General features: G+C 53.4%; 19 protein-coding genes and 1 pseudogene. 10 read left to right on the forward strand and 10 right to left on the reverse strand.

The genetic code is table 11. From position 1 onward, the window contains the following. Positions 1-59: 59 nt before the first annotated feature. From potG to rlmC, 5 genes are all read left to right on the forward strand, one after another. Positions 60-1,193: a putrescine ABC transporter ATP-binding subunit PotG gene (gene potG / locus ACLW56_RS09350; RefSeq protein WP_330983508.1), complete on the forward strand. Its 1,134-nt coding sequence runs from the start codon at positions 60-62 to the stop codon at positions 1,191-1,193. A gap of 11 nt (positions 1,194-1,204) precedes the next feature. Next, entirely contained in the window at positions 1,205-2,158 is a 954-nt protein-coding gene (potH, locus tag ACLW56_RS09355; protein ID WP_330983509.1) for a putrescine ABC transporter permease PotH, read from the forward strand. Further along, positions 2,155-3,000, forward strand: a complete 846-nt coding sequence (gene potI / locus ACLW56_RS09360; RefSeq protein WP_330983510.1) for a putrescine ABC transporter permease PotI — start codon at positions 2,155-2,157, stop codon at positions 2,998-3,000. Before potH ends, potI begins: the two co-directional genes overlap by 4 nt. 75 nt (positions 3,001-3,075) lie before the next feature. Beyond that, complete coding sequence (locus tag ACLW56_RS09365; RefSeq protein WP_330983511.1) at positions 3,076-3,549, forward strand: YbjO family protein; 474 nt, start codon at positions 3,076-3,078, stop codon at positions 3,547-3,549. Between the two features lie 42 nt (positions 3,550-3,591). Then, the gene (gene rlmC, locus ACLW56_RS09370) at positions 3,592-4,719 is read left to right on the forward strand and encodes a 23S rRNA (uracil(747)-C(5))-methyltransferase RlmC (RefSeq protein WP_330983512.1); all 1,128 of its coding nucleotides are present in this window, start codon (positions 3,592-3,594) and stop codon (positions 4,717-4,719) included. Between the two features lie 111 nt (positions 4,720-4,830). On the opposite strand, the gene ACLW56_RS09375 is transcribed toward rlmC, so the two are convergent. After that, positions 4,831-5,088, reverse strand: coding sequence for a pentapeptide MXKDX repeat protein (locus ACLW56_RS09375; protein WP_330983513.1), 258 nt, complete (start codon positions 5,086-5,088; stop codon positions 4,831-4,833). A gap of 30 nt (positions 5,089-5,118) precedes the next feature. After that, a pseudogene (locus ACLW56_RS09380) lies at positions 5,119-5,252 on the reverse strand (oxidoreductase); the annotation flags it as partial. Between the two features lie 238 nt (positions 5,253-5,490). Here ACLW56_RS09380 and ACLW56_RS09385 point away from each other — a divergent pair. Beyond that, positions 5,491-6,213, forward strand: a complete 723-nt coding sequence (locus ACLW56_RS09385; protein ID WP_330983514.1) for a response regulator transcription factor — start codon at positions 5,491-5,493, stop codon at positions 6,211-6,213. Beyond that, positions 6,210-7,682 carry a HAMP domain-containing sensor histidine kinase gene (locus ACLW56_RS09390; protein WP_330983515.1) on the forward strand — a complete coding sequence of 491 codons (1,473 nt, stop codon included), beginning with the start codon at positions 6,210-6,212 and terminating at the stop codon, positions 7,680-7,682. The genes ACLW56_RS09385 and ACLW56_RS09390 overlap by 4 nt, the downstream gene beginning before the upstream one ends. A 95-nt stretch (positions 7,683-7,777) precedes the next feature. On the opposite strand, the gene artJ (ACLW56_RS09395) is transcribed toward ACLW56_RS09390, so the two are convergent. The 6 genes from artJ (ACLW56_RS09395) to ACLW56_RS09420 form a co-directional block, all read right to left on the reverse strand. Next, positions 7,778-8,509 carry an arginine ABC transporter substrate-binding protein ArtJ gene (gene artJ / locus ACLW56_RS09395; protein WP_330983516.1) on the reverse strand — a complete coding sequence of 244 codons (732 nt, stop codon included), beginning with the start codon at positions 8,507-8,509 and terminating at the stop codon, positions 7,778-7,780. A 173-nt stretch (positions 8,510-8,682) separates the two neighbouring features. Then, a complete protein-coding gene (artM, locus tag ACLW56_RS09400; RefSeq protein WP_330983517.1) occupies positions 8,683-9,351 on the reverse strand; it encodes an arginine ABC transporter permease ArtM in 669 nt (222 codons plus the stop codon). Next, complete coding sequence (gene artQ, locus ACLW56_RS09405; RefSeq protein ID WP_330983518.1) at positions 9,351-10,067, reverse strand: arginine ABC transporter permease ArtQ; 717 nt, start codon at positions 10,065-10,067, stop codon at positions 9,351-9,353. Before artQ ends, artM begins: the two co-directional genes overlap by 1 nt. Before the next feature lie 131 nt (positions 10,068-10,198). Then, on the reverse strand, positions 10,199-10,930 hold the full coding sequence (gene artJ / locus ACLW56_RS09410) for an arginine ABC transporter substrate-binding protein (RefSeq protein ID WP_330983519.1): 732 nt from the start codon (positions 10,928-10,930) through the stop codon (positions 10,199-10,201). A 20-nt stretch (positions 10,931-10,950) separates the two neighbouring features. Then, positions 10,951-11,679 (reverse strand): arginine ABC transporter ATP-binding protein ArtP, encoded by a 729-nt coding sequence (gene artP, locus ACLW56_RS09415; protein ID WP_330983520.1) that lies wholly within the window; start codon positions 11,677-11,679, stop codon positions 10,951-10,953. A 217-nt stretch (positions 11,680-11,896) separates the two neighbouring features. Continuing rightward, positions 11,897-12,409: a lipoprotein gene (locus tag ACLW56_RS09420; RefSeq protein WP_330983521.1), complete on the reverse strand. Its 513-nt coding sequence runs from the start codon at positions 12,407-12,409 to the stop codon at positions 11,897-11,899. A 110-nt stretch (positions 12,410-12,519) separates the two neighbouring features. Here ACLW56_RS09420 and ACLW56_RS09425 point away from each other — a divergent pair, with 110 nt between their 5' ends. From ACLW56_RS09425 to ACLW56_RS09435, 3 genes are all read left to right on the forward strand, one after another. Further along, the gene (locus tag ACLW56_RS09425; protein ID WP_330983522.1) at positions 12,520-12,840 is read left to right on the forward strand and encodes a heavy metal-binding domain-containing protein; all 321 of its coding nucleotides are present in this window, start codon (positions 12,520-12,522) and stop codon (positions 12,838-12,840) included. Continuing rightward, positions 12,840-13,664, forward strand: a complete 825-nt coding sequence (locus tag ACLW56_RS09430) for an N-acetylmuramoyl-L-alanine amidase (protein WP_330983523.1) — start codon at positions 12,840-12,842, stop codon at positions 13,662-13,664. Before ACLW56_RS09425 ends, ACLW56_RS09430 begins: the two co-directional genes overlap by 1 nt. A 262-nt stretch (positions 13,665-13,926) precedes the next feature. Beyond that, on the forward strand, positions 13,927-14,550 hold the full coding sequence (locus ACLW56_RS09435; protein WP_330983524.1) for a helix-turn-helix domain-containing protein: 624 nt from the start codon (positions 13,927-13,929) through the stop codon (positions 14,548-14,550). On the opposite strand, the gene ACLW56_RS09440 is transcribed toward ACLW56_RS09435, so the two are convergent. Both ACLW56_RS09440 and ACLW56_RS09445 read right to left on the reverse strand, forming a co-directional pair. Next, complete coding sequence (locus ACLW56_RS09440) at positions 14,551-15,189, reverse strand: hypothetical protein (RefSeq protein WP_330983525.1); 639 nt, start codon at positions 15,187-15,189, stop codon at positions 14,551-14,553. Continuing rightward, positions 15,189-16,751: an ExeA family protein gene (locus ACLW56_RS09445; protein WP_330983542.1), complete on the reverse strand. Its 1,563-nt coding sequence runs from the start codon at positions 16,749-16,751 to the stop codon at positions 15,189-15,191. The genes ACLW56_RS09440 and ACLW56_RS09445 overlap by 1 nt, the downstream gene beginning before the upstream one ends. Positions 16,752-16,919: the final 168 nt, after the last annotated feature.

Below are 16,919 nucleotides of genomic sequence, written 5' to 3' on the forward strand. Positions count from 1 at the left end.
GAAGTTCTTTGTAGGGTACCGGACCTTACAAAGGGTTGTTTTTACCGGAGAGCACCATCGTGACCGACGCAATCCCACGCCCACAGGCGAAAACCCGCAAGGCGCTGACCCCGCTGCTGGAAATCCGCAACCTGACCAAATCCTTTGACGGCCAGCACGCCGTCGATGACGTCAGCCTCACCATTTACAAAGGCGAAATCTTTGCTCTGCTCGGCGCATCGGGCTGTGGTAAATCCACGTTGCTGCGCATGCTGGCCGGGTTTGAACAACCGACTGCCGGGCAAATTGTGCTCGATGGCGTAGACCTGTCGCAGGTGCCGCCCTATCAGCGTCCCATCAACATGATGTTTCAATCTTACGCGTTGTTCCCGCACATGACCGTTGAGCAGAATATCGCCTTTGGCCTCAAGCAGGACAAACTGCCGAAGGCGGAAATCACAGCGCGCGTGCAGGAAATGCTCAGCCTGGTGCACATGCAGGAGTTTGCAAAACGTAAGCCACATCAGCTTTCAGGTGGGCAACGTCAGCGTGTGGCGCTGGCCCGCAGCCTGGCCAAACGGCCTAAATTATTGCTGCTTGATGAACCGATGGGGGCGCTGGACAAAAAACTGCGCGACAGAATGCAGCTTGAAGTGGTCGATATTCTTGAGCGCGTGGGCGTGACCTGCGTGATGGTGACCCACGATCAGGAAGAAGCGATGACCATGGCCGGGCGCATCGCCATTATGAACCGCGGTAAGTTTGTGCAGATTGGCGAACCGGAAGAGATTTACGAGCATCCTACGACGCGCTACAGCGCCGAATTTATCGGTTCAGTGAATGTGTTCGAAGGACTGCTGAAGGAGAGACAAGAAGACGGCCTGGTGATTGATTCCCCGGGGCTGGTGCATCCGCTTAAAGTCGATCCGGATGCTTCGGTTGTCGACAACGTGCCGGTTTACGTGGCGCTGCGCCCGGAAAAAATCATGCTCTGCGAAGACCCGCCTGCGGATGGCTATAACTTTGCCGTCGGGGAAGTGGTGCACATCGCTTATCTTGGCGACCTGTCGATTTATCACGTGCGGCTGAAAAGTGGCCAGATGATCAGCGCCCAGTTGCAGAACGAACACCGCTATCGCAAAGGTCTGCCGACCTGGGGCGATGAGGTGCGTTTGTGCTGGGATGCCGACAGCTGTGTTGTTCTGACGGTGTAGGGGGAAGGGCGATGAGCACTTTAGAACCCGCAACACGCGCGAAACCGCCCGCCGGTTTTCCCGCATGGCTGGCAAAAATGCAGATGAAACACGGTCGCAAACTGGTGATAGCCCTGCCGTATATCTGGCTGATCCTGCTGTTTTTGCTGCCGTTTCTTATTGTCTTTAAAATCAGCCTTGCCGATATGGCGAGGGCTATCCCGCCGTATACCGACTTGTGGGAATGGGCCGACGACCAGATAACGCTGACCCTTAACCTCGGCAACTTCCTGTCGCTGACCGACGATCCGCTCTATGTTGAGGCTTATCTGCAGTCTTTGCAGGTGGCGGCTATCTCGACATTTTGCTGCTTACTGTTGGGCTATCCGCTCGCCTGGGCCGTGGCGCACAGCAAGCCGTCAACGCGTAATATCTTGTTGTTGCTGGTTATCCTGCCGTCATGGACGTCGTTTTTGATTCGCGTGTATGCCTGGATTGGCATCCTGAAAAGTAATGGCATTCTGAACAACTTCCTGATGTGGACAGGGATAATCCACCAGCCGCTGGAAATTCTGCACACCAACTTAGCGGTCTATATCGGCATTGTGTACGCCTATCTGCCGTTTATGGTATTGCCGATTTATACCGCGCTGACGCGTATCGATTACTCGCTGGTGGAAGCTTCGCTGGATTTGGGTGCCAAACCGCTGAAGACCTTCTTCAGCGTGATTGTGCCGCTGACCAAAGGTGGGATTATCGCGGGCTCAATGCTGGTGTTTATTCCGGCCGTGGGCGAGTTTGTTATTCCTGAACTGTTGGGCGGCCCGGACACTATCATGATTGGTCGCGTGCTGTGGCAGGAGTTCTTCAATAACCGCGACTGGCCTGTCGCCTCGGCGGTGGCGGTCGTCATGCTGCTGCTGTTGATTGTGCCCATTATGTGGTTCCACAAGCATCAGCAGAAACAGATGGGGGATCACGGATGAACAATTTACCGGTCGTTCGCTCTCCGTGGCGCATTTTGATTCTGGTGCTCGGGTTTACATTCCTCTACGCGCCGATGCTGATGCTGGTTATCTACTCGTTCAACAGCTCAAAACTGGTGACGGTGTGGGCTGGCTGGTCAACGCGCTGGTACGGCGAGCTGTTCCGCGACGATGCAATGATGAGTGCCGTGGGGTTGAGTCTGACCATCGCGGCCTGTGCGGCAACGATGGCGGTGATCCTCGGCACCATTGCGGCTGTGGTGATGGTTCGCTTCGGGCGTTTCCGTGGCTCGAACGGTTTCGCGTTTATGATAACCGCGCCGCTGGTTATGCCAGACGTCATCACCGGCTTGTCACTGTTGCTGCTGTTTGTCGCACTCGGGCACGCTATCGGCTGGCCTGCAGAGCGAGGGATGCTGACCATCTGGCTGGCGCACGTCACCTTCTGTACTGCGTATGTCGCCGTGGTGATCAACTCTCGTCTGCGTGAGCTTGACCGCTCGATAGAAGAGGCGGCAATGGATCTCGGTGCCACGCCGCTGAAGATCTTTTTCATCATCACGCTGCCGATGATCATGCCTGCGGTGATTTCCGGCTGGCTGCTGGCGTTTACGCTTTCGCTTGATGACCTGGTGATCGCCAGCTTCGTGTCCGGGCCGGGGGCAACCACGCTGCCGATGCTGGTGTTCTCCAGTGTTCGCATGGGCGTTAACCCAGAAATCAATGCCCTGGCGACACTGATCCTGGGTGTGGTCGGCATTATTGGGTTGATCGCCTGGTTACTCATGGCAAGATCCGAAAAGCAGCGGGCGCGCGATATCCAGCGTGCAAGACGAGGCTGAACCGCATAAAATCCTCTCAGTTGTGTCATCGTCTCCTCCGGATAGCGGGGGAGACGTTTTCATGGAAGGCCACAATTGCGACTTTTTTCTAAATCACGACATTCACATGCCAGTCTGAATGTGCCTGCGTTGGTGCAGGTGGCGGCGCTCGCCATCATTTTGATTCGTGCTCTCGACCTGTTAATGATTTTTGATTTGCTTGGCCTGCGCGGGCTGGAAGATTTTGTCCTGCGCAGCGTCCAGACCTGGACGCTGACCCTGGTGTTTCTTGCCAGCCTGCTGTTGGTGTTCGTCGAAATTGGCTGTGCGTTTTCACTGGTGAAAGGGCGCAACTGGGCGCGATGGGTGTATCTGCTGACCCAGGTCATCACCACCAGCTATTTATGGGCATCCTCTTTGGGCTATGGTTATCCTGAGCTGTTCAGCATTGCCGGAGAGACGAAAAGAGAGATTTTCCGCTCGCTGGTGATGCAAAAATTGCCGGATCTGCTGGTGCTGTTGCTGCTTTTTGTCCCTGCGGCCAGCCGTCGGTTTTTCCGCCTGCAATAACGGTGATACAATTCCGCCCCTTCAAATTTCCAGGGTTACTCTATGCAGTGCGCACTTTATGACGCCGGGCGTTGTCGCTCATGCCAGTGGCTTGAACAGCCGGTGTCCAGCCAACTTGCTGCCAAAATGGCCGATCTTCAGCAGTTGCTTTCAACCACGACGGTTGAAGCGTGGTGTGCGCCTGTCAGTGGCCCGGAAAGCGGGTTTCGCAATAAAGCCAAAATGGTGGTCAGCGGCAGCGTAGAAAAGCCGTTGCTCGGTATGCTGCATCGCGACGGTACGCCGGAAGATCTCTGCGAGTGCCCACTTTACCCAGACACCTTCGCACCCGTTTTTGCCGCTCTGAAACCGTTTATCGCACGGGCAGGGCTCACGCCGTATAACGTGGCGCGCAAACGCGGTGAACTGAAATATCTGCTGCTGACCGAAAGCCAGCTGGATGGCGGCATGATGCTGCGTTTTGTGCTGCGCTCAGAGACCAAACTCGAACAGCTTCGCGCCGCGCTGCCTGCGTTACAGGCTGAGTTGCCGCAGCTGAAAGTCGTCTCGGTCAATATTCAGCCGGTACACATGGCCATCATGGAAGGGGAAAAAGAAATTTTCCTGACTCCGCAGCAGGCACTTCCTGAACGGTTCAACGGCGTGCCGCTGTGGATCCGCCCGCAAAGCTTTTTCCAGACCAACCCAACGGTAGCAAGCCAACTGTACGCGACAGCCAGAGACTGGGTACGCCAGTTGCCGGTGAATCATATGTGGGATTTATTCTGCGGCGTGGGCGGCTTTGGTCTGCACTGTGCGACACCAGAGATGACCCTCACTGGCATCGAAATCTCTGCGGAAGCCATCGCCTGTGCGAAGCAATCGGCGGAAGCGTTGGGGTTACAAAATCTGCATTTTCAGGCGCTGGATTCCACGAAGTTTGCCACGGCGCAAGGACAGGCGCCTGAACTGGTACTGGTCAATCCACCGCGTCGCGGCATCGGCAAAGCGCTGTGCGACTATCTCAGTGAAATGGCCCCGCAGTTTATTATTTATTCGAGCTGTAACGCGCAGACCATGGCGAAAGACATCCAGCATTTGCCAGATTATCGGGTGGTTCGCGTGCAGCTGTTTGATATGTTCCCGCACACTTCGCATTACGAAGTGATGGGGCTGTTGATACGGAAATAAAGCCCCTCACCCTAACCCTCTCCCCAAAGGGGAGAGGGGATCTGACCGAGCGTTGTTTTCCCCCTCGCCCCTTTGGGGAGAGGGCCGGGGTGAGGGGATAAACACCGGCACTTACTGGCTCATCGCATCCTTTTTCATGCCGTCTTTCGACATGTTATCCATTTTCCCCATACTGTCCTTTTTCATAGCGTCTTTCTTCATGCCATCTTTGGCCATACCGTCCTTACACATACCGTCTTTGCACATTTTGTCGTGCGGTTTCGCCATGTCGTCTTTCTTCATGGCGTCTTTACTCATGTTGTCAGCCGCCTGCGCGTTAACCATAAACAGGGCGGAAAGAGCAGCAGCAACAATCATCATCTTTTTCATGGTATTTCCTCGTCATCGTTGTGTTGGGTATTAACGTCCACCAAACCAGTTGTAACCCTGGTTTTCCCAGTAACCGCCCGGGAAGCGATTGGTGATTTCTATGGATAAAACATGCTTCGGGTTTTGTAGCCCAACCTGGTCGGGATACGAATTTTCATCGGGAAAGGGCAGGTGATATCGGATTCGTGATATTCAGGGGCCAGATTACGGTGACTGAACAGACCCCCCTGAACCCGGTCATTAAAGCGAGACATGCGGGACAGCGCCGTCTCTCCGTGAATGACATGCCCACATCATGCAAGGTTTCTTATCACCACATCCTCACGGAAGTTTAAATAAAATGTGATAACTCGCCGCGCTCGCGTACGGTAAGATTTAGGGAAAGACGGTTGGTGAATACTCATGAATAGCGCAAAGAAAATACTGCTGGTGGAAGACGATCAGGACATCGCCACATTACTGCGATTAAACCTGCAGGACGAAGGCTACCAGATAGTCCACGAAGTGAACGGGACTCAGGCGCTGGTGCAGCTTGAGAATCAGGTGTGGGATGCGGTTATCCTCGACCTGATGTTGCCGGGTGTCGACGGACTGGAGATTTGTCGGCGCATTCGCCAGATGACGCGCTATCTGCCGGTTATCATCATCAGCGCGCGCACCAGTGAAACCCATCGAGTACTGGGGTTGGAAATGGGCGCAGACGATTACCTGCCGAAGCCGTTTTCTGTGCTGGAACTGATTGCCCGCGTCAAAGCGCTGTTCCGCCGCCAGGAAGCCATGGGGCAAAATATTCGCATGGAAGGCGGGTCGATCAGCTCTCATGGCCTGGATATTGACCCGTTGTCGCGTGAGGTTCGCCTGCGCGGCGAGACGGTGGAGTTGACCCCTCGCGAATTTGATTTGCTGTACTGGTTTGCCCGCCATCCGGGCGAAGTGTTTTCCCGTTTATCGCTGCTCGACCGGGTTTGGGGCTATCAACATGAAGGCTATGAGCACACCGTCAACACGCATATTAACCGCCTGCGAATCAAGATTGAGCACGACCCGGCCGAACCGGAAATCATTCTGACGGTCTGGGGGAAGGGCTACAAATTTGCCAGTGATAAAGCGGAGTCATCATCATGATCCGTCGTTTGAGTCTCAGCCAGCGCCTGACGCTGGTCTTCACCGCTATCCTGCTACTGTGTGCCATGGCGGCATGCAGCGTTCAGCTCTACAGCACCAGCCAGTACGGTAGCGCGATGGTTCAGCGCCTTTCCGCCGGGCTGGCGCAGCAAATCGTCAATAGCGAGCCGTTGCTGGATAAACAGGGCGATGTGAACCGCCAGACGCTGAAAACGCTGTTTGACCGTCTGATGACCCTTAATCCCAGTGTTGAGCTTTATCTTGTTGCGCCTGACGGACAGCTTCTGGCAGATGCCGCACCTGCGGGCCATCTGAAGCGACAGAAAATCGATATTGCGCCGCTGCAAGCCTTCCTGGGAGGGGCGGCCTGGCCGGTATTTGGTGACGATCCCCGCAGTCTGAACAAAGAGAAAGTCTTCAGCGTCGCACCGGTGAGGCTGAATGGCGAGCTGCACTGCTATCTGTACATTATTTTGCAGGGCGAGGATTTGAATGCGCTGTCAGACAGCGCCTGGCAAAAAGCGCTGTGGAGTACGGTGTTGTGGTCACTGTTGTTGGTCGCGTTATTTGGCACAGTGGCGGGAATGATGGTCTGGTACTGGGTGACTCGCCCGGTAAAACAGCTGACGGCAGATGTGCGCGGTGTCGACCAGGACAGCATGAATGCCATCAAACAGCTCGCCCAACAAACGCCTGAGCGCCAGCCGACTAATGAAGTGGAAATCCTGCGAAATACCTTCATCGAACTGGCACGCAAAATTGCCAGCCAGTGGGATCAGCTTTCGGACAGCGACAGGCAGCGCCGGGAGTTTATCGCCAATATTTCCCATGACTTGCGCACGCCGTTAACGTCCCTGCTGGGGTATCTGGAAACGCTGTCAATGAAGGCCGATACGCTTTCACCCGCTGATAACCGACAGTATCTGGCGATTGCGCTGCGCCAGGGTCACAAAGTCCGGCATTTATCGCAGCAGTTGTTCGAACTGGCGAAACTGGAGCATGGCGGTATCAAGCCGCAGCTCGAACGCTTTGCAATCGGCGAGCTGATTCAGGACGTGGCGCAGAAATTCGACCTGGCGATTGAAACGCGCCGCCTGAAGCTCAAAGTCGATATGCCGCATTCGCTGCCACTGGTTAATGCCGATGTCTCGATGATTGAAAGGGTGGTGACAAATCTGCTTGATAACGCCGTGCGCCACACACCGGAAGGCGGCACCATCACGTTACGAGTCTGGCAGGAAAACGCGCAGCTACAGGTGGAAGTGGCGGACAACGGCCCGGGTGTAGAAAATGAGTTGCGCGAACAGTTGTTCCAGCGTCCATCGGTACTTAACCCGCAAAGCGCACGAGAAAATCGCGGTGGCCTCGGGTTACTGATAGTAAGAAGAATGCTGGAGTTGCACGGCGGCGGTATTCGCCTGGTCGACGCGACTGCCGGGGCTTGCTTCCGTTTCTTTGTGCCTTTGTAAAAAAGCCGTTGCCCGGTGGCGCTTTGCTTACCGTGCCTACGAGCTGCTTTGCTCTTGTAGGCCCGGCAAGCTTGCGCCGCCGGGCATGAAACCGATTACTGCGGGAACCATTGCTCGCTGATTTTCTGATAGGTGCCGTCGGCTTTAATCGCATTCAGCGCGCCGTTCAGTTTTTCCAGCAGCGCTTTATTATCCGGGCGCACGGCAATGCCAAGGCCGGTGCCGAAGTACTGCGGGTCGGTGACTTTCGGCGTGGCAACACCCAACTGTGGGTTGGTTTTCAGCCATTCGTTCACGACTGCGGTATCACCAAACACGCCATCAATACGGCCATTTTTCAGGTCGATAATCGCATTCTGGTAGCTATCGTACGCCACGGTTTTCACTTCAGGGTGTTTATCCTGCAGGTATTTCTGGTGGGTGGTGCCGTTTTCCATGCCGATGCGTTTGCCCTTCAGGTCTTCAAAGCTTTTAAACTCGCCTTTTTTGGCAATCACCATCGCGGAGTTGGCGTAATACGCATCGGTGAATGAAACCTGTTTGCTACGCTCTGGCGTGATGTCCATGCCGGAAATCACTGCGTCGTATTTCCTGAATTTAAGCGCCGGGATCAGGCTGTCGAAGGCATGGTTCGTGAACGTGCAGTCGGCCTGCATTTGCTTACACAGCGCTTTGGCTAAATCGATATCGAAGCCGACAATCTGGTTGCTGGCATCAAGGGATTCAAAAGGAGGGTAGGTGGCTGAAACACCAAAGCTGATTTTATCGGCGGCGGAGGCGCCCACGGCAAAAGTCGCAAGGACTGCGGCCAGAATCATTTTTTTCATCGTAAAGCTCCCGTCGGTCAATCTTATGATAAACGCCCTGTCTGAGGCATAGGAATTACCTTGCCATTAAGTGAATTTATATTCAATAAAAACGATTAAATATTTTAAAATGAACATAAAAAAAGCGGGAAGTTAGCCACTTACCCGCTTTCCTGATGATTTTGTATGCAGCGTTAATTGCGGCGTTCGAACGCCAGCGCTTTGCGTTCAACCAGGCGCATCAACAGCGTCAACAGGCCGTTTACCACCAGATAAACCACGCCTGCTGCGCCAAAGACCATCACATCGTAGGTGCGTCCGTACAGCAGTTGCCCGTGGCCCATCACCTCCATCAGCGTGATGGTGTAAGCCAGAGAGGTACTCTTGAACACCAGCACCACTTCGTTGGAGTAAGAGGAGAGTGCGCGCTTAAAGGCATACGGCAGCAGGATAGCCAGCGTGTCTTTCTTGCTCATCCCTAACGCCCCGCAGGACTGCCACTGACCGTCCGGAATCGCGCGGATCGCGCCATAGAACAGTTGCGTGGTATAAGCCGCGCTGTTCAGTGACAAGGCAATCATCGCGCACAGCCACGGTTCGGACAGCAGATGCCAGATAGCCGGGTAGTTCTGCAACTGCGGGAACTGGCCTGGGCCGTAGTAAATCAGGAAGATTTGTACCAGCAGCGGCGTACCGGTAAAGAGCGTGATATAGCCGCGCACAATCCACACCAGTACTGGCGTTTTTAACGTCAGAATGATGGTAAAAATCAGCGACAAAATCAGGGCGACGATGATCGACGCCACGGTCAGCGTCAGGCTGGTGTGCAGCCCTTTCAGCAGTTCGGGTAAATACTCAAGCATCAGCCTGGTCTCCGTTCAAAGCGAGTCGCGCGCAGGTCAATGCGTTTGAGGATGTACTGACTGAGCAGGGTGATAACCAGGTAAATCGCCGCCGCCACGATGTACCAGGTAAACGGCTCCTGAGTGCGGGTGGCAATGCTTTTGGTCTGCAGCATCAGGTCGTTGACGCTGATAAGCGACACCAGCGCGGTATCCTTCAGCAGCACCAGCCACTGGTTGCCGAGGCCCGGCAGCGCATGACGCCACATCTGCGGCATCACCAGACGGAAGAAAATCGCCGTTTTCGACAATCCCAGCGCCTGGCCGGATTCCCACTGACCTTGCGGTACCGCTTTCAGTGCGCCGCGCAGTGTTTGCGAGGCGTAAGCAGAATAGAGCAGTGAAAGGGCAATCACGCCGCACAGGAACGGGCTGACGTCGAAGTTTTCAATCTGCACCTGCACCGGGATTTGCACAAACCCCAGCGGGAGAGTGAAGCCATCGGAAAGCAGCAGCAGAAGCTGTGAGGAGCCAAAATAGATAAACAGCACCACCAGAATTTCCGGCAGGCCGCGAAGCGCGGTGACCAGCGCTGTGCCAAGCCACGCAACAGGGCGCCATTTGGCCGATTCCCATACCGCGAACAGCATTGCCAGCACCAGGCCAATGGCCAGCGCACAAACGGCAAGGCCGACGGTCATCCCGGCGGCGCTTGCTAAAGGAAACATTTCATTCATTTAGAATTACTTCTGATTGATGACAAAGAAGGAAAAAACGTGTTTTTTCCTTCTTTGTGGTTAGCAGCCGAAAATCAATGAATTGATTTTCCTTGTTTTTTCATCAATCCCTTGGCCATGTGCCAACAGACTTACTTCTGGAACCATTTGGTGTAGATGGTCTGGTAAGTGCCCTCTTTCTTCACTTTATCCAGCGCGGTGTTCAGCTTCTGCTGCAGGTCGGTGTTGCCCTGACGAATGGCAATGCCCAGACCGGTACCGAAGTAGTCTTTATCCGTGACTTTATCGCCAATCGCCGCCAGTTTCGGGTCGGCTTTCAGCCACTCGGTGACGACCGCCGTATCACCAAACACCGCGTCGATACGGCCATTCTGCATATCCAGTTTGGCGTTCATGTAGCTGTCGTAAGGCACAACGGTAATTTCCGGGTGCTTATCGGTGATGTATTTCTGGTGAGTAGACCCGTTCTGCATCCCAACTTTTTTGCCTTTCAGCGCCGCGATATCCGCGACTTTACCTTTCTGGCCGACGAACAGCGCAGAGTTTTCATAGTAAGGCTGGGTGAACAGCACCTGTTTTTCACGGTCTGGCGTGATGTCCATCCCGGAAATCACCGCGTCGATGCGACGGAATTTCAGGCTTGGGATCAGGCTGTCAAACGCCTGGTTGGTGAAAGTACAGGTGGCATCGATTTCTTTACACAGGGCATTCGCCAGGTCGACGTCGAAACCGACAATCTTGTTGCTGGCATCCATCGATTCAAACGGAGGGTAAGACGCTTCCATGGCAAAACGGATAGTCTGAGCAGCGCTGGCAGACAGGCTAACACTGGCGAGCAGCGCGGCAATCACGATTTTTTTCATTGTCATTGTTCCCGAAAACATCAGTGTGAAAGATAGTTTTTAAAGGCGTCGGTCTGCGGCTCGGCAAAGCAGCTCGCATCCCCTTGTTCAACGATATGACCGTTTTCCATGTACACCACCCGGCTCGCGGTTTTACGCGCGACTTCCACTTCATGGGTGACGATCACCTGAGTAATTTGGGTTTGTGCCAGTTCGCGGATGATGCTGACAATCTGCGCAGTGATTTCAGGGTCCAGCGCGGCAGTCGGTTCGTCAAACAACAGCACTTGCGGTTCCATCATCAGCGCACGGGCAATGGCCACACGCTGCTGCTGACCACCAGAAAGGTGCAGTGGATAGCGATCGCTGTAAGGTTTTAAGCGCAGACGTTCCAGCAGTTTTTCGGCGCGAACCATCGCCTGAACTTTTGACAGACCCAGCACACGGCAAGGGGCTTCAATCAGATTTTGCACCACGGTGAGGTGCGGCCACAGGTTGTACTGCTGGAAAACCATCCCGACGTTTTGGCGCAATTCACGGATCGCGGCGTCAGAAGGGGCTTTGCTGAAATTGAACTGATTTCCCGCAATCGAGAGTTGCCCGGAACGTGGCATCTCCAGCAGGTTAAGGACGCGTAACAGCGAACTTTTTCCCGCGCCGCTAGGGCCAAGCAGCACCAGCGTTTCACCCTGCGGGCAGGCCAGGGTTATGTCGAACAGCGCCTGATGTGCGCCGTAAAAGCAGTTAATGCCTTCTAGTTTTATACTCATCCGGGAAATCTGATACCGATAGTAATTGAGGCCGCAAATAGTAACGTTGGCAGAATAGTTATGCAATATTTATGCGTTAAAACTTAAATATAAACCATGTTCACTCTTAAAGTTAGCACAAAATAGCGAGAGTGCAGGGGCATCAGAATAAATGTCAGCATTCATCACAGAATGCCAGACATTTACCCTGAGTTATTCGGTGGGAATGGGGGCGGAATTACTTCTCAAGCACCTGACGCAGCGTGCCAGCCGGGGCGTGAACGGTGCCGCCAAGGTAGCGAACATCATCAACAGCCCAGCACTGACCTTCACGGATCATCAGCACTTCATCCTGCCAGCTCTGTGTTCCCTGTTTCAAAGCGACGCGCAAAGGCATGTTGCGGGCATCGGTATTGGGGATCGTGGAAGCATCGGCCACGTCTGCGCTGTCAGGCGGCGTGGTGCGGCTGGAGAACAAATCTTGCTGCAAAAGGGCGCGTTTATTCGGATCGCTGTTCGCATCGTTAAGCACTTTTGCCAGTGAATCGCTTAAGTAAGGACGCAGTGCGGTTAAATCGGTCGCGCGGTGCTGAATGCGGTAGTCGTAAAACTTCTGCGCCACGGTGTCCGGGCCGCCTTCGACGCAAGGGCCGGAGCGAGTGCCAATATCCTGAAAGGCTGGCGTAACGGTGGTGCAGGCGCTGAGCAGTAGGGCGCACGGCGCAAGAAGAGCGGCAACAGAGTAGCGCATGAGTGATTTCCTTATAGACTGACTACGGTATTAAGATGTTTTCAAGCATAGCGTATCGGTACAATAATGTGTTTGATTAACTGAGCTAAGACATTGACGCAGGAGGACGAATGCAATTCTCAACGACCCCAACTCTGGAAGGGCAAACTATTGTGAAATACTGCGGTGTGGTGACCGGCGAAGCGATTCTCGGGGCCAACATCTTCCGCGATTTTTTCGCGGGCATTCGCGATATCGTCGGCGGCCGTTCCGGAGCGTATGAAAAAGAGCTGCGTAAGGCACGCGAAATCGCTTTTCAGGAATTAGGCGAACAGGCAAAAGCGTTGGGCGCGGATGCGGTGGTCGGGATTGATATCGACTATGAAACCGTCGGCAAAGACAGCAGCATGCTGATGGTCAGCGTCAGCGGAACCGCGGTCAAACTTCGCTAATGAAACGTTCGCTGATTTTGCTTGCTCTGCTGCTGGCCGGGTGCGCCAGTGAGCAGGGCATCATCGATAAAGACGGTTATCAGCTTGATACCCGCTATCCGGCGCAGAATGCGTATCCGCGCATTAAAGTGCTGGTGATTCATTACACCGCAGATGATTTTGACGTTTCACTCGCCACACTGACCGATAAACAAGTCAGCGTGCATTATCTGATCCCGGAAAATCCCCCTCAGCATGCAGGCAAACCGCGCATCTGGCAGCTGGTGCCGGAAAACGAACTGGCCTGGCACGCGGGGGTCAGCTATTGGCGTGGTGCAACGCGAATTAACGATACCTCGATAGGTATTGAACTGGAAAACCGTGGCTGGCAAAAAACGGCTGGCGTGAAGAGCTTTACACCGTTTGCGCCGTCGCAGATAGAGGCACTGATCCCGCTGGTGAAAGACATCATTGCTCGCTATCACATCGAGCCGCAAAACGTGGTGGCACATGCGGATGTTGCTCCGCAGCGTAAGGATGATCCGGGGCCGCTTTTCCCGTGGCAACGGTTAGCGCAGCAGGGAATTGGTGCCTGGCCGGATGCCAGCCGGGTTGCGTTCTATCTCAATGGTCGGCAGCCGTGGGAGCCCGTCGATACGGCATCGTTGCTCGATTTACTGGCGCGCTACGGCTACGAAGTGAAGTCTGACATGACACCCGCACAGCAAAAACGGGTGATCATGGTATTCCAGATGCACTTCCGGCCTGAGCGCTGGGATGGCGTGGCAGACGCGCAAACGCAGGCGACTGCCGAGGCATTGTTGGAGAAATACGGGCAGGGGTGATCCTCCGGGGTCACTTTGCCGGATTTGCTTAAGTCTTTTTTTGGACTTGTTTTTATGTATTCATTCAGCATGTGAATGCTTTATAGTTTCCGCAGTCGAAATTACTCACCAACGCGCTAGACAAGGTCGCGCACATTGCAATTCTGAAATAAATATTGATGTTTATGCTCAATTTTTATTTTCGTTTAAAAGGACGTTCCTCACTGGGTGATTTCGAAAAGTGCTCACACGATTAAATTTGAAATCTTAAATGGGAATGACAATGTTAAAAATTTACGGTAATACCACGCGTCCGGTAGAAGAACTCAATACCATTATTTCCGCCACCTCAGGGTGCGAAGAAAAAACGTTAAAGAAATGGCAGCGGATCAGCACAGAGGATTCCGGTTATATTTATGTCATCGTCAGCGGTGAAGTTGAATTTCGCCGGGAATCGGATGAACTCTGTGTCTTTACCCTGACCGAAAAATGCTTGTTCGGTTTTTCTTCGGCCTATTGTAATTCACAGCATATGTATGGCCTGGTCCGTGCCGACACGGTGGTTCGTCGCATCAAGAAAGACGAGTTTTCAACGCTTATGCATGAGCACGGGTTGTGGGAAGAGTTGATGAAAGTCCTCTCCTGGTATATTAGCTTGCTGAGCAAACGTGATGACGTCTTAATTGCACGTAGCGCCTACTCCATCGTTCGAGAATTTTTGCTAGAAATAGATCAACTCATTGTTCAGTATCAACGTAATGTTAATATTTATGATTATATTCAGGAATACACTAACCTGGCTCGTAGCACCATTATTAAAATTTTGGCCGATCTCAAAAAAGGCGGTTATATTGTGGTGGAAAAAGGCCGTTTGCTGAATATTACCTCATTGCCAGAAAAATACTAACTATTCCAAAAGGTGCCCTTTCGGTGTAAAGGGTGATTTCTTTATCTCCGGCTGTACATCGTGTTTTTCCGTGCTGACCTGCGCTGTGCCCGAGGTTTCATCCGTCGGCGGCGCAGGTACTTTTCCTTGTGAATAATCCTTCTGCTGATCTTTTATCGCTTGCAGCAATAATTCCTTTATTGCGCCGTCATCATTTGCCGGGGCAGTATTATCCGCGCCATGAATGTTTGAATCGGGCAGAGTATCGCGTGAAATGTCTTGCGGTACATCGGCATCGGGTGCCTGTTGCCAGTCTGCATCATCAGCATTGATGGGCATTTCCTGCAAAGGCGGCATGTCGCTTTGTTTTGGCAGAGGCTTCGGTGCAGGTTGTGGGAACGGCTTGCTGACATACACATAGTGCATATCGGAAAGCTGTGCCTCGGGTTTGCTGTGATTGACCTTTGCCGTTTCAGGCGCGGGGTGCTGCAAATTCCAGTAAAGGTGCGCATACACACCCACGGTCACGAATGCCAATAATCCCAGTAGCCACAGAAGTGTGGTACAGAACAATTTTTTCACGGACGGTAAACGGTACGAAAACCAGACCGGCTCGTTTGTCGTGTAGCTGCGTTGGGCAGCAAGTTGAATAGTCGACATTATAACGTCTTCTCGTGAGTATTCGGGCTGGTTGTCTTAAGCAGGACCGCTGGTGTGGTATTAGTGTCACGCATTAATTGCATTAACGTTTCTTCGCCTGCGATCCCATCCACCTTCAGCTGCATTTTTTTCTGGAACGTACGGGTACGCGCCATCATTTCTGCCGTCCAGCTATGGGCGTGGGTCACCGGCAGGCTCAGCGCCTGGCTTAATTCCTGATCCATCCACACCAAATCTTTGCTGCTGCTTTCTGGTGTGATGGCATCTTTTCCTTCCGGCGTCAGGCGGTGAATCTGGGTGAAATTCCCCGTCGCATGCTGATTAAACCAGCGACGGCTGACCTGCCAGGTTCGGTTATTCATCAGTAAATCCAGCGAGTTATCGCTCACTCTGGCCACTACGGCATAGTTAAGATGATCGCCGGTTTTGATTTCGCTAATCCACGGATAACCTTCACTGGCAAGGTTGTCCGGTGTGGCCGTGCCTTCTTTACACATCAGATTGACGCGCCCGGCGTTTTGGCACAACGCCTGATCTGCCGTGGTGTCATATCCCCACATTGCATAAAGCTGGTGCATGGCATCTGGCTTGTTCACCACTTCGTTCTCAATCACTGGCACAACAGACGCTGGTGACTGAATCGCTTGCGGTTTCCAGCTCGCCATCACGGGCAGCTCAACCGGTAACATCGCGGTGAGTGTCGGCATTAACGTCCAGCCTCCGGCGGCAAACAGTACGGAAGCGGCAAGACCCATTGCGGCAAGCCGTTTCCCTTTGCGTCTCACTGGCAGCGTTTCTGCTGCGGCCAGTCGTAAATGGCGCGCTGTGACTTGCGGGGCGCGTTCTGTCCAGGCCGCTAACAGCGCAAGATCTGCCAGTGCGTTGAACTTCCCAATTTGGCCTTGGGTGAGAGAGTGCATTTTGCGTACCCGCGTTGCGTTGAACGGGGAGGCATCACTGCCGTGATGTTCGCACTGTGCCTGAACATAATGCTGACATTCCCGTTGCGTGAGCGGGCGCAGTGTGTGCTGGGTATGAAGATATTCACCCAGCCCGGATTGCAGCAGCGTTTTTTGTTGGTCAGCGCTTCCCATCAGCACGACGGACAACGGAAAATCCAGTTCCTGTGCGCGGGTTAACAGTTGCGACAGCACTGACAGGCAGCTGGCTTTCATCGCCTGGCTGTGCGAAATCACCAGCACTTTGCTTTTACGCTTACGAGCCGATGTTTCCTGTTGCCACTGGTGCAGCACGGCATCAATCGCCTGTAACCTGGTTTTGCTCTCTTTGGTGGTGGTGTTGAGCTTGTAGAGCAAAGCGCTGGCGCTGAGTTTGGGAAACGCATTAACGGCCAGCACACCAGCGTTCTGCGCTTTCAGCGCATCGGCAAACTGTGCTGACAGGTAGGCGTCATCGCTAAGTAAAGCGGTAACGCCAGGTATCTGGCTCTTTTCGTTTATCAGGCCGAACACGTCCTGGTGATACGGAACCAAAAACGCATTATCAGACCGGGTAATGGTCTGGAATGGCTGAGTCGTGAAATTATAGTGGCGCAGGTACATAACGTTTGTTGTCTCTTTCATTCATAGCAATGGGAACAAAAAAGTAAAACAGGTGTAAGACGAGAGCAATTTTTAGAAAGAGTAAAAATATCCTCCCGGTGCATCTAACAGCTTATTTTTCCACGGTCAATATTTTTCTATAGCAAAGTTGCTGGCATCACCGTTGGT

Origin of the sequence: Pantoea sp. sgz302252, from assembly GCF_047713085.1 — a bacterium.
Lineage (GTDB): Bacteria > Pseudomonadota > Gammaproteobacteria > Enterobacterales > Enterobacteriaceae > Scandinavium.